We start from the raw sequence: 11801 nt of genomic DNA on the forward strand, positions 1-11801 counted from the left end.
GTCAGGACGCCGAGGACGTGGCGGTCGCCGACGCGGAGGCCGACGGGTCGTAGGAGCCGTCCTCCTCGCGCGCCGCGATCTTCTCGTCGAGGGTGGCGAAGGCCTCCGGCCGCTTCACGAGGGCGATCCGGTCGGCGGGCCACACGCGCGCGAAGACCTTGCCGACCACCAGGTCGGTGTCGACGTAGGCGTCGGACGCGTCGCAGGGTCCGTCCCTGCTCGTACATCGGAGGTGGTAGCTGGAGTCGGCCGAGTTGTCGCGATGGTCGCCCATCACGAACAGCTCGCCCTCCGGGATCGGGCCCACGGACCAGGAGCAGTCGGCCACCATCGGGCCGTCACAGCTGCTGTTGTTGAGGATCCAGGTGTCGGACGACTCCAGCGGCACCCCGTCGACGTGCAGCCTGCCCCGGGTGTCGCAGCAGGTGATGGTGTCGCCGGCGACGCCGATGACGCGCTTCACCAGGTGCCCGCCGGTGGGGTACAGACCGATCCGGCTCAGGGCCTCGGTGACCGGGTTGGTCGCGGTCACCGACTCGTTGGCGTCGAGCCAGCCGCCCGGGTCCGCGAAGACGATGACGTCACCGCGCTGGGGCGTGCCGGACCCCCAGTAGGACATCTTCTCGACCAGGATGCGGTCGTTGACCTCGAGGCCGGGCTCCATCGACTTCGACGGGATGTAGAAGGCCTGCACCAGGAACGTCTTGACCAGCACCGCCAGGATGACCGCCAGGACCAGCAGGAGGATCGACTCCTGCCAGATCGGCATCCGCTTCTTCTCGGCGACGGCCTCGCCACCCGTCGGGGGCACGCCGTTCTCGTCGGCCACATCGCCTCGCTTCGCATCGGGTCAACCCAGGACAGCCGCGTCGCCGCGGCGTCGCAGACCTTACCTTCCTCCGGCCCCGATCCGAGGTGTCGACGGCGCTGCCGCGCAAGGCCGTCACCAGCACCCGGACGGCCGCCGGTGTGACCCTGGTCACCGGGACGACCGCTCGCTAGCGTCCCGTCATGCGCATCGGAGAGATCCTGGCGTCCAAGCCGCAGGCGGGCGTCGTCACCATCGGTCCGGAGGCCGGCGTCCGCGAGCTGCTCGCCGCCCTCGCGGAGCACAACGTGGGCGCCCTCGTCGTGAGCGTGGACGGGCAGACCCTCCTCGGCATCGTGAGCGAGCGGGACGTCGTGCGCCACCTCCACCACGACGGGACCGTCGTCCACAACAACGTCGGCGCGATCATGACGGGCGGCGACGTCCACACCTGCGCGCCCGACGACGACCTGGACGAGGTGATGAGCCGGATGACCGAGCTCCGGGTGCGGCACCTGCCCGTCCTCGGCGACGGGACGCTCGTGGGGATCGTCTCGATCGGGGACCTCGTCAAGCACAAGATCGACGCCCTCCAGTTCGAGCGCGACCAGCTCGACTCCTACGTCAGCCAGGGCTGACCCGGGCTGACCCGGGGGCCGGGGCGCGGTCTCGACGGGCGTTCGGGGCCCCGGGCCCCGTAGGCTCGCGCCCATGGACAAGCCCGAGATCGACTTTCCCGACTTCGACGCGCCCGCCGACCTGGTGATCGAGGACCTCACCGAGGGCGACGGCGCCGAGGCCACCGCCGGCCAGACCGTCTCCGTGCACTACGTCGGCGTGGCCCTCTCCACCGGCGAGGAGTTCGACGCCTCCTGGAACCGCGGCCAGCCGCTCAACTTCCGCCTCGGCATCGGCCAGGTCATCTCCGGCTGGGACACCGGCGTGCAGGGGATGAAGGTCGGCGGCCGCCGCAAGCTCGTCATCCCGCCGCACCTGGGCTACGGCGACCGTGGCGCCGGCGGCGTCATCAAGCCGGGCGAGACGCTCATCTTCGTCGTGGACCTGCTGGCCGTCTCCTGACCCGAGGCGCCACCCGCACCACCGCACGACCCGCGAAGGGCCGCCCCGGAGCACCTGCTCCGGGGCGGCCCTTCGCTCGTCTCAGCGGGACCTCGTCCCAGCGGGACGGGCGCCTCACCAGGGCAGGTCGTCCTCGGCGGTCTCGTCGGACACCCGCGCCGCCTGGCCGCCCACCTGGACGACGTCCCCCACGACGAGCTGGCGCCCGCGCCGCTCCTCCACCTCGCCGTTGACGCGCACCATCCCGGCGGCGATCACCTGCTTGGCCTCTGAGCCGGACTCGATGAGCGAGGCGAGCTTGAGGAACTGGCCGAGGCGGATCGCCTCGTCACGGATGGGGACGTCGAAGGGCTGGACCACGGGCCCATCCTCGCGCACCCGCCCGGCCTCGGCCGTCCCCGGGCGCGCTCAGCCGCCGACGAGCAGCGTCGCGGCGTGGATGAGGACGCCCACCAGACCGCCCACGACGGTGCCGTTGACCCGGATGAACTGCAGGTCGCGGCCGACGTGGAGCTCGATCCGGGACGCGGCCTCCTGCCCGTCCCAGCGCTCGATCGTGGCGCTGATGACGCCGACCGCCTCCGTGCCGTACCGCTGCACGACGAAGACGGCCGCGTCCGCGGCCAGCCGGTCCAGGTGGGCCCGCAGCTCGGCGTCCGAGCCGAGGCGCTCGGCGAGGACGCGGACCTCCTCGAGCACGCGTGCCCGCACCAGGCCCTGGGGGTCCTGGAGCGAGCCGACCAGCGCCCGGCGCAGGGCGTCCCACACGGAGACGGCGGTGGCGACGACCTGCGGCTGGTCGAGCAGCCGCTCCTTGAGCCGCTCCGTGGCGGCCGCGGTCTCGGTGTCGGCGCCCAGGTCCGTCGCCAGCGTGGTCAGCCACGCGTCGAAGGCCAGGCGCGCCCGGTGGTCGGGGGTGTCGCGGATGTCGGTCACGAAGCGCACGAGCTCGAGGTGCAGCCGGCCCGTGACCCGCTCGTTGAGCACCTGCGGCGTCCACCAGGGAGCCCGCTCCCCCAGCACCTCGGTGACGGTCTCGGCGTTGTCGACCAGCCACTCGCGCAGCTCGTCCAGGACGAGGTCGACGACCCCGTGGTGCAGGTCGTCGCGCATCGCCTCGGTGAGCAGCGAGCCCAGCAGCGGCGCCAGCCGCTCCTGCGAGAGCCGCGGGAGGAGCCCGTCGGCCACGAGCAGCCGCACGTGCTCGTCGGTCACCCGCCCCAGGGCGGCGGCGACGAGCTCCGAGCCCTCGTCGACCAGCCGCTGCCGGGCCGCCGGGCGGGCGAGCCAGGCGGCCACCCGCTCGCTCACCCGGGCCGCGGCCAGCCGCTCGCGCACGACGGGCTCGGCGAGGAAGTTCTCGGCCACGAAGTCCGACAGCCCGCGCCCCAGCTCGTCCTTGCGGCGCGGGATGAGCGCCGTGTGCGGCACGGGCAGGCCGAGCGGGTGCCGGAACAGGGCGGTGACGGCGAACCAGTCGGCGATCGCGCCCACCATGGACGCCTCGGCGCCGGCGTTGACGAACCCCCAGACCCCGTCGCGGCCGAGCGTGGCCACGTAGACGACGGCCGCGAGGAGCAGCAGTCCCAGGGCCACCAGCCGCATGCGGCGCAGGTCGGCGGCGCGGCGGGCGTCGGCGGCGGGGTCCCCGGCCAGCAGGCCCACGGCCTCGGGGACGGTCGGTGGTCGCGTCATCGCCCCGATCATGCCCGAGCGACCCTCACGGCGTCCGCCGCACCCGTCCCCGTGGACCCCTCGTGAGCCACCCGCGGCCCCTCGTGCGCCTTGCGTCGGCTCCGTCCCGCGCGCGTCGGCAGGTACCGTCGTGGCACCGCGTCCCCGCGACCGCCCTCCACGCCCCCAGCCGCGTGAGACCTGCACGTCCGGGTACGCCCGTCCCCACCTCGGAGGTCCCTCTTGGCCCGCCCCGCCCGTCCTTCCGCCGGCCCGTCCGCCGGGCGCCCCGCCCGCACGTCCCGGGGTGCCTCCCTGGCGACGTCCCTGGCCGTCTGCGGAGCCGCCGCGCTCGCGCTCGTGCTGGGCGCCTCGGCGCTGACCCCGGCCCAGGCCACCGAGCAGGACACGAGCACCCCCGCGGCCGCCCGGGCGCTGGCCCGCGCGGCGGCCGCGCTCGCGGGCACGGCGTCCTCGAGCGGCGCGTCCGCCCGCGCCACGACCGGCTCGTCGGCGGCGTCCTCCGGCACGGGCACCGACGTCACCCTCGCCCTGCGCGACCTGTACGTCCTGCGCTCCGAGCTCTCCCCGACCGACCAGGAGACCGCCGACAGCCTCCTGGCGCGTCCCACCGACTCCTCCGACGCCGACGCCTACGACCGCGCCTCGCAGATGACCTGCGGCACCCACGTCTGCGTGCACTGGGTGAGCAGCGGCGCCGACGCGGCCACCCACGCGTGGGTCATGAAGACGCTGCGGGTGATGGAGGCGACCTGGACGAAGGAGGTGGACGACCTCGGGTACCGGCGACCGCTGAGCGACGGCAGCCTCGGCTCCGCCTACAACGGCGGCAACGGCAAGTTCGACGTCTACCTCACCGACCTGGGCGACGAGGGCGTCTACGGCTACTGCGCCCCCGACTTCCACCTGGTCTCGCACCCGAAGGTGGGCGGCGGCTACTGCGTCCTGGACAACGACTACGCCGTGAGCGACTACGGAAGCGCCTCCGGTCCCACGCTGCGGGTGACCGCCGCGCACGAGTTCTTCCACGCCATCCAGTTCGCCTACGACTACACCGAGGACACCTGGTTCATGGAGTCCACGGCGACGTGGATGGAGGAGGTCGTCGCGGACGCCGTCGACGACAACCGCCAGTACCTCCGCTTCGGCCAGGTCCGCCGGCCGAGCGTCGCCCTCGACCTGTCCAGCAGCAGCTGGCTCGGCGTCTACGGCAACTGGGCGTTCTGGCAGCACCTGACGCAGGAGAAGGGGCGCGGCATCGTCCTCAAGGCCTGGCGGCAGGCCGGCGCCTACAGCGGGGCCGGGCAGACCTACTCGACGAAGGCGCTCGCACGGGTGCTGGCCTCGCGCGGCGGGCTGGTCAAGGCCTACGCCCGGTTCTCGGCCGCCAACCTGACCCCCGGACGCTCCTACGCCGAGGGCGGTCACTGGCCCACCGCCCCCTCGTCGAACCGCACCCTCACGGTGGCCGACCCGACCTGGCGGACGTCGCGGACCCTCGACCACCTCACCAGCCGTTCGCTCGTCGTGCGGCCCTCCGCGGCCGTCGGCGAGGGCTACCGGCTGACCGTGCAGGTCACCGCCCAGCGCGCCCGCGCCGCCAAGGCCGCCTACGTGGTGGTCGTGCGGCGCACCGACGGCACGATGGCCTCGCACGTCGTCACGGCGGACGCCGACGGCCTGGCCACCCTCACGGTGCCCTTCGACTCCGCCGAGGTGAGCAAGGTGTCCGTCACGCTCGTCAACGGCTCGACCCGGTACCGCTGCGAGACCGGCGCGAGCTACTCCTGCGACGGCTCGCCGCGCGACGACGGCCTCACCCAGCAGGTGGTGCTCACCGCGACGCCCGCGGTGACCTGACGCCGGACGCCGGACGCCGGCCGCGGGACGCCGCACCCGGCCGGGTGGTGCCCGGCCGGGTGAGTGTGGCGGCGGACCCACGGGCTATCGAGGAGGGGAGACCTCGACACCGGCCCGCCGCGCGGGCCCGACCCGGAAGAAGGCACCGCCCATGGATCTCGGACTCACCGGCCGCACCGCTCTCGTCACCGGCGGGGACTCCGGCATCGGCTGGCACACCGCCCGTCTGCTGCTCGAGGAGGGCGCGAGCGTCATCCTCTCCGACCTCGACGAGCAGTCCCTCGCGGAGGCCGCCGCGAAGCTCGACGCCCCGGAGGGGCGGTTGACCACGGTCACCGCCGACCTCTCCACCGACGCCGCGGCCGAGTCGCTGAGCCGTCGGGTGGAGGAGATCCTGGAGGGCCGCCCGCTCGACGTCCTCGTGCACGCGGCGGGGATCACCGGAGCGCAGGGTGCCTTCCACGAGATCGACGACGAGGGCTGGGTCACCACCCTCACCACCGACCTGCTCGCGCCCGTCCGGGTCACCCGCGCCGTCCTGCCCGCGCTGCGCAGGGGCGGCTGGGGCCGCGCCGTCTTCCTCGCCTCGGAGGACGCCGTGCAGCCCTACGGCGACGAGATCCCGTACTGCGCGGCCAAGGCCGGCGTCCTGGCCTTCGCCAAGGGCCTGTCGCAGACCTACGCGCGCGAGGGACTGCTGGTCAACTGCGTCTCCCCCGCCTTCATCCACACGCCGATGACCGACGCGATGATGGAGAAGCGCTCGGAGGAGGAGGACATGGCCTTCGACGAGGCCGTCGAGACCTTCCTCTCCGACGAGCGACCGCACATGGAGCTCGGCCGCCGCGGCGAGCCGGAGGAGGTCGCCAACGTGATCGTCTTCCTCTGCTCCGAGGCCGCCAGCTTCGTCAACGGCTCCAACTACCGCGTCGACGCCGGCTCCGTCGCCACCATCTGAGGAGGCCCGAGCGATGACGCTGGACAGCACGCCCCACGGCGACCGCAGCCACGACAGCAGGACCCGCTACGACTACCTCGTGCTCGGCGGGGGCATGGCCGCGGACGCGGCCGCCCAGGCCCTGCGCGAGCAGGACCCCGACGGCACGATCGGGCTCCTCTCCGAGGAGGCCACCGAGCCGTTCCCCCGCCCGGCGCTGAGCAAGAAGCTCTGGACCGACCCCGACTTCACCGAGGACGGGGCGTGGCTCGGCACCGCCGACGCGGCCCGGGCCGACGTGCTGCTCTCCCACCGCGTGGTCGGGGTCGACACCGACGCCCGCACCGTGGTCTGCGCGGACGGGCAGACCTTCTCCTACGGCCGCCTCCTGGTCGCCACCGGCGGGCACCCGCGGACCGTCGAGGGACTGCCCGAGGGCGACCGGGTGCTCTACTACCGCTCCCTCGCCGACTACCGGCGGCTGCGGGCGCTGGTCGACGGCGATGACGCCGGCGTCCGTCCGCACGTCGCGGTGGTCGGCGGCGGGTACATCGGCAGCGAGATCGCCGCCGCGCTGGTCGGTGAGGGCTGCCGGGTCACCCTGGTGCACCCCGACGACGTGCTCGGCGAGAAGAAGTACCCCGCCGACCTCGCCGCCGCCTACGACGCGATGTTCCGCGAGCACGGTGTCGACGTCCACGCCGGTGCCAGGGTGACCTCCGGCGACGCCGAGGCGGACGGCGTCCGGCTCACCCTCTCCGACGGCGCCGTGCTCGAGGCCGACGCCGCCGTCGTGGGCCTGGGCATCGAGCCCGCCACGTCCTTCCTCTCGGGGTCCGTGAAGCTCGCGGACGACGGGAGCATCCTCGTGGACGCGCAGCTGCGCACCTCCGCGCCCGACGTGTGGGCCTGCGGCGACGTGGTGACCTACCCCGACGCAGTCCTGGGCGAGCGCCGGGTCGAGCACGTCGACAACGCCACCTCGATGGGCGCGGTGGCCGGACGCAACCTGGCCGGCGCCGGGGAGGAGTACCGGCACACGCCGATGTTCTACTCCGACCTCTTCGACGTCGGCTACGAGGCCGTCGGCACGCTCGACGCCTCCCTCGAGACCGTCACGGAGACCACCGAGGACGGCCGGATCGTCTACTACCTCGACGACGACGAGGTGGTCGGCGTCCTGTGCTGGAACGAGTTCGGGCTCACCGACGCGGCGGTGGACCTCCTGGCCCGGCACGCGCGACCGGCCGACCCCACCGCGCTGATCGGGTCGCCCAAGGGCTCCTGACCCCGCGCACCCGGCCGCTGCCTGCGGGGCTCAGGCCCCCAGGTAGCGGCCGGGGCGGTGGTTGAGCGCCAGGACGAAGTTGAGCAGGGCCGCGCCCAGCGCGGAGACGAGCACGAGCAGCGGCGCCGCGACCAGGAGGCCGGCGAGCACGACGAGCACGTCGAGCACCATCTGGACGTAGCCGGCCCGCCAGCCCAGGCGCTCCTGGGCGAGCAGGGCGACGATGTTGAAGCCGCCCAGGCTGGAGCCGTGCCGGAACACGATGAGCAGGCCGATGCCGACCAGCAGGTTGCCGGTGAGCACCGCGTACGGCAGGGCCAGGGTGCCCAGCGAGGCGAACTGGGCGTGCAGCGCCGAGAACACCGACACCAGGAGCACCGACGCCAGGCTGCGCAGCGTGAAGCGCCACCCCTTGGTGAAGGCGGCCACGGCGAAGAACGGCAGGTTCACGCAGACGAACGTGACGCCGAACGGCAGCCCGAACGCGTAGGCCACCACCAGCGCGAGGCCGGCCGTCCCGCCCGTGACGGCGCCGACGTGGGTGAGCAGCGAGACCCCGAAGGAGACCGTCCAGGTGCCGGTGAGCACGCCGAGCACGTCCTCGAGGCGCGAGTGCGGCACCACCGCCGGAGCGGCCACGGGACTGGTCGCGGCACCGGCCACGGGACTGGTCGCGTTGCGGGCGGGGTCGTGGGCCGGGCTGGGCGTCGGGGCTGCGGGCTCGGTCTCGGGCACGCGCACAGGGTGGCGGGGCCCGGGTCGCGGGGCAAATCCCTTCACCGGCGCGACCGCGGCCGTGCTCGTGTCAGCCGGCAGCCCCCAGGTTGCCCGAGAGCCGCTCGTGGCGGGCGCCGGAGTCCTCGTTCAGCCCGTGGATCTCCACGGTCGCGCCCCGGCGTCCGTACTTCGTGGTGATCGCGTCGAGCGCGGCCACCGACGAGGCGTCCCACACGTGGGAGTCGGAGAGGTCGATGACGACGTGGCCCGGGTCCTCGGCGTAGCGGAACTGCGTGTAGAGGTCGTTGCTGGAGGCGAAGAACAGCTCGCCGTAGACGCGGTAGCGGACCTGCGCGGGCCGCCCCTCGGCGTCCTCGACGACCTCGCGGTCCACCCCGACGAGGTGGGCCACCCGACGGGCGAAGAGCACCGAGGCCACGACGACGCCGACCACCACGCCGATGGCGAGGTTGCTGGTGGCCACGGTGACCGCGACGGTGGCGAGCATCACGACGGTCTCGCTGCGCGGCATCGAGTGCAGCGTCCGCAGGCTGTGCCAGTCGAAGGTGCCGACGGAGACCATCACCATGACGGCGACCAGCGCGGCCATCGGGATGCGGGCGACGGCGTCGCCGAACCCGACGACGAGCACCAGCAGCATGACGCCCGCGGTGAACGTGGAGAGCCGGGTGCGGGCGCCGGAGATCCGGACGTTGATCATCGTCTGCCCGATCATCGCGCAGCCGCCCATGCCGCCGAACGCGCCGGTGACGATGTTGGCGACGCCCTGGCCCCAGGCCTCGCGGGTCTTCGAGGAGCGGGTGTCGGTGAGGTCGTCGACCAGCTTGGCCGTCATGAGCGACTCCATGAGCCCGACCAGGGCCATGCCGAGGGCGTAGGGCGCCAGCAGCCGCAGCGTCTCCCAGGTGTAGGGGACGTCGGGCACGACGAGGCTGGGCAGCGAGTGCGGCAGCGCGCCCTCGTCACCGACGTTCGGCAGGTCGAGCCCGCCGGCGAGCACGACGGCGGTGATGACGACGATGGCGACCAGGGGGCCGGGCACGGCCTGGGTGAGCCGCGGCACGCCGACGATGATCGCGATCCCGAGCAGCACCATCGGGTAGACGGTCCACGGGACGCCCGTGAGGTGCGGGAGCTGCGCGACGAAGATGAGGATGGCCAGCGCGTTGACGAAGCCGACCATCACCGAGCGGGGCACGAACCGCATGAGGCGGGCGACGCCCAGCAGGCCGAGGACGATCTGGAGGACGCCCGCGAGCAGCACGGTGGCGATGAGGTAGTCGACGCCGTAGGTGCGGGCCAGCGGTGCGACCACCAGCGCGACCGCGCCGGTCGCCGCCGAGATCATGGCGGGCCGCCCGCCCACGATCGAGATGGTCACCGCCATGGTGAAGGAGGCGAACAGGCCCAGCCGGGGGTCGACGCCGGCGATGATCGAGAACGAGATCGCCTCGGGGATGAGCGCGAGGGCGACGACGAGGCCCGCCACCAGCTCGCGGCGCAGCAGCCGCGGGCGGCGCAGGACGGTGCGGACGAGGTGGCCGTCGGGGTCGTGGGTCTCGGGCGGGCTCACGGCGAGCGACACGGATGCTCCTGGCGCGGTCGGGTCGGGGTCGGGCGAGCGCCCACCCTACTGTGACGCAACGTGAGAGTTGGCGTCGGTGAGACGAGCGCCTCAGGCGCCTCCGCCCAGCTCGCGGAGCCTCGCCCCCAGCCCGGCCGCGAACTCCTCGGCCATGTCGAGCTCGCGCCGCGCCGTCTCCGCGCGCTCCTGCGCCTGCGCGTGGGCTCCGCTCAGGCGCGCCACCAGCTGCTCGCGCTCGGCCCCGCTCGCTCCGGCGTCCAGGCGGTCCACGACGTCCAGGACCTCGCGCATGGCCTCGAGCGGGAAGCCCAGCGGCTTCATCCGCTTGATCAGCAGGAGCCGGTCGACGTCCGCGTCGGCGTAGAGCCGGAAGCCGCCCTGGGTGCGCGCCGCCGGCACGAGCAGGTCGCGCTCCTCGTAGTAGCGGATGCTGCGCAGGCTCAGGCCGACGCGGCGGGCGACCTCACCGATCTGGAGCAGGTGCGGGCCCGGCCTCGCCGGGGCGTCCTGCCCCTGCCGCGCGTCCTGCTGCGTGCTCTCGCGCACGCCTCCCCCGCTCCTCGTCCCGGGCGGTGGGGTCAGAGGGCCGCGAGCGCGGCCTCGAGGCGGGTGCGCGCGTCGTCGGCGACGCCACACAGCGGGGCGTCGGAGTCGACACCGGCCAGGCCCACCATGGCCAGGGGGTCGAAGACCTCCACGACGGTGCCGGCGTCGGTGGCGCGCACCACGACGTTGCACGGCAGCACCGCGGCGATCGAGGGCTCCGCGGTGATCGCGGCGTAGGCCAGCGGCGGCCGGCACGCGCCGAGGATGATCTGCGGCTCGATGTCGACGTCGATCTTGGCCTTGAGCGTCGCCTGCAGGTCGATCTCGGTGAGGACGCCGAAGCCCTGCTCGGCCAGCGCCGCGCGGGCGGCCTCGACGGTCTCGGCCCACGGGCGGTCGAGCGTGCGGGTCAGGGTGAACGAGGCCACGGCCCCTCCAGGGATCTCGGCGGTCGGCGCCCGGCGTCCCCGGGCACCCCCGACCCTACTGGTGGGCCCGCTCCCCCGCCGGTGACCGGCCCGCCCGCCCTGGCGACGCTCACGGGGAGACGCTCACGGGGCGGCGCTCATGGGGAGAGGCTCACCGCAGGCGCGGCAGCAGCGGCGGCTCGGCGGCCAGCGCGGCGAGCGTCTCGCGCAGGTGCGCCTCGACGTCCTCCCGGTTCACGGCCGTCTCCGCGCTCCAGGTGCCCTCGGCGTCCAGCCGCTCCGCGAGGTCCTGGTACCACTCGAGGACGAGCACGGCCACCCTTGCCGACATGAGCCCGTGCAGGTCGCCCGGCTCCCGTCCCATGCGCTCCAGCAGCGCGGACTCGAGGTCGCGCCGCTCCTCGAGCAGCACCTCCAGCGCCGCCGCGCGCACGCCGGGGGTGGCCGCCAGCACCTGGTGCACGCGGGTCACCTGCGCGTGCTCGCGCGGGGCCGCGAGGACGTCGAGGAGCGCCTCGCCCAGCGCGACGTCGTGCGGCTCGTCGGCGGGGCGGGAGCGCAGCGCGTCGGCCAGGTGGCCGGCCACCTTGAGCGGCCCGAGCAGGAGCAGGTCCTTGCTCGGGAAGTACCGGTAGAGGGTGGAGGTGCCGACGCCGGCCGCGGTGGCGACCTCCTCCATCGTCGTGGCGTCGTAGCCGCGCCCGACGAACAGGTCGAGCGCCGCCTCGGTGATGGCCCGGCGCGTCCGCGCGGCGTTCTCCTCACGCAGTCCCACGGGCGAAACGTACAACAACCCCCATGTTGGGAGTCACTCCCAGTTTCTCTACACTCGACCC

Annotated in this window: 13 protein-coding genes; 5 read left to right on the forward strand and 8 right to left on the reverse strand. The window is 73.8% G+C overall.

The genetic code is table 11. The annotated features are described in order from the left end of the window. Nucleotide 1 precedes the first annotated feature (1 nt). Nucleotides 2–811, reverse strand: a complete 810-nt coding sequence (gene lepB, locus E8D37_RS04865) for a signal peptidase I (RefSeq protein WP_240770190.1) — start codon at nucleotides 809–811, stop codon at nucleotides 2–4. Nucleotides 812–1011: 200 nt separating this feature from the next. Between lepB and E8D37_RS04870 the strand changes: the two genes are divergently transcribed. Both E8D37_RS04870 and E8D37_RS04875 read left to right on the forward strand, forming a co-directional pair. Continuing rightward, nucleotides 1012–1446, forward strand: coding sequence for a CBS domain-containing protein (locus tag E8D37_RS04870; protein ID WP_136568649.1), 435 nt, complete (start codon nucleotides 1012–1014; stop codon nucleotides 1444–1446). A gap of 73 nt (nucleotides 1447–1519) precedes the next feature. Further along, nucleotides 1520–1888 carry an FKBP-type peptidyl-prolyl cis-trans isomerase gene (locus tag E8D37_RS04875; RefSeq protein ID WP_136568650.1) on the forward strand — a complete coding sequence of 123 codons (369 nt, stop codon included), beginning with the start codon at nucleotides 1520–1522 and terminating at the stop codon, nucleotides 1886–1888. Between the two features lie 114 nt (nucleotides 1889–2002). On the opposite strand, the gene E8D37_RS04880 is transcribed toward E8D37_RS04875, so the two are convergent. Both E8D37_RS04880 and E8D37_RS04885 read right to left on the reverse strand, forming a co-directional pair. Further along, on the reverse strand, nucleotides 2003–2248 hold the full coding sequence (locus tag E8D37_RS04880; RefSeq protein ID WP_136568651.1) for an RNA-binding S4 domain-containing protein: 246 nt from the start codon (nucleotides 2246–2248) through the stop codon (nucleotides 2003–2005). Between the two features lie 48 nt (nucleotides 2249–2296). Continuing rightward, nucleotides 2297–3583 carry a DUF445 domain-containing protein gene (locus E8D37_RS04885; RefSeq protein ID WP_206055573.1) on the reverse strand — a complete coding sequence of 429 codons (1287 nt, stop codon included), beginning with the start codon at nucleotides 3581–3583 and terminating at the stop codon, nucleotides 2297–2299. A gap of 222 nt (nucleotides 3584–3805) precedes the next feature. Between E8D37_RS04885 and E8D37_RS19710 the strand changes: the two genes are divergently transcribed. From E8D37_RS19710 to E8D37_RS04895, 3 genes are all read left to right on the forward strand, one after another. Then, on the forward strand, nucleotides 3806–5443 hold the full coding sequence (locus tag E8D37_RS19710; RefSeq protein WP_168929622.1) for an MXAN_6640 family putative metalloprotease: 1638 nt from the start codon (nucleotides 3806–3808) through the stop codon (nucleotides 5441–5443). Between the two features lie 151 nt (nucleotides 5444–5594). Continuing rightward, a complete protein-coding gene (locus E8D37_RS04890) occupies nucleotides 5595–6401 on the forward strand; it encodes an SDR family oxidoreductase (RefSeq protein ID WP_136568653.1) in 807 nt (268 codons plus the stop codon). Between the two features lie 13 nt (nucleotides 6402–6414). Further along, complete coding sequence (locus tag E8D37_RS04895; protein WP_136568654.1) at nucleotides 6415–7668, forward strand: FAD-dependent oxidoreductase; 1254 nt, start codon at nucleotides 6415–6417, stop codon at nucleotides 7666–7668. A gap of 30 nt (nucleotides 7669–7698) precedes the next feature. Here the strand turns inward: E8D37_RS04895 and E8D37_RS04900 are convergent, their stop codons facing one another. The 5 genes from E8D37_RS04900 to E8D37_RS04920 all read right to left on the reverse strand — a co-directional run bounded on the left by E8D37_RS04900 (nucleotide 7699) and on the right by E8D37_RS04920 (nucleotide 11740). Beyond that, the gene (locus tag E8D37_RS04900; protein WP_240770191.1) at nucleotides 7699–8403 is read right to left on the reverse strand and encodes a YitT family protein; all 705 of its coding nucleotides are present in this window, start codon (nucleotides 8401–8403) and stop codon (nucleotides 7699–7701) included. Between the two features lie 70 nt (nucleotides 8404–8473). Next, nucleotides 8474–9991 (reverse strand): SulP family inorganic anion transporter, encoded by a 1518-nt coding sequence (locus tag E8D37_RS04905; protein WP_136568655.1) that lies wholly within the window; start codon nucleotides 9989–9991, stop codon nucleotides 8474–8476. Nucleotides 9992–10081: 90 nt separating this feature from the next. Further along, nucleotides 10082–10537: a MerR family transcriptional regulator gene (locus E8D37_RS04910; protein WP_206055574.1), complete on the reverse strand. Its 456-nt coding sequence runs from the start codon at nucleotides 10535–10537 to the stop codon at nucleotides 10082–10084. Between the two features lie 32 nt (nucleotides 10538–10569). Further along, a complete protein-coding gene (locus E8D37_RS04915) occupies nucleotides 10570–10965 on the reverse strand; it encodes a DUF302 domain-containing protein (RefSeq protein WP_136568656.1) in 396 nt (131 codons plus the stop codon). 151 nt (nucleotides 10966–11116) lie between these two features. After that, a complete protein-coding gene (locus E8D37_RS04920; protein WP_136568657.1) occupies nucleotides 11117–11740 on the reverse strand; it encodes a TetR/AcrR family transcriptional regulator in 624 nt (207 codons plus the stop codon). Nucleotides 11741–11801: the final 61 nt, after the last annotated feature.

Source organism: Nocardioides sp. GY 10127 (assembly GCF_004919085.1).
Classification (GTDB): Bacteria; Actinomycetota; Actinomycetes; order Propionibacteriales; family Nocardioidaceae; genus Nocardioides.

Bases quoted from the DNA above. Each gene is read 5' to 3' on its own strand.
- E8D37_RS04870 (WP_136568649.1), top strand. From the start codon at position 1,012: ATGCGCATCGGAGAGATCCTGGCGTCCAAGCCGCAGGCGGGCGTCGTC.
- E8D37_RS04875 (WP_136568650.1), top strand. From the start codon at position 1,520: ATGGACAAGCCCGAGATCGACTTTCCCGACTTCGACGCGCCCGCCGAC.
- E8D37_RS04885 (WP_206055573.1), bottom strand. From the start codon at position 3,583: ATGACGCGACCACCGACCGTCCCCGAGGCCGTGGGCCTGCTGGCCGGG.
- E8D37_RS04890 (WP_136568653.1), top strand. From the start codon at position 5,595: ATGGATCTCGGACTCACCGGCCGCACCGCTCTCGTCACCGGCGGGGAC.
- E8D37_RS04895 (WP_136568654.1), top strand. From the start codon at position 6,415: ATGACGCTGGACAGCACGCCCCACGGCGACCGCAGCCACGACAGCAGG.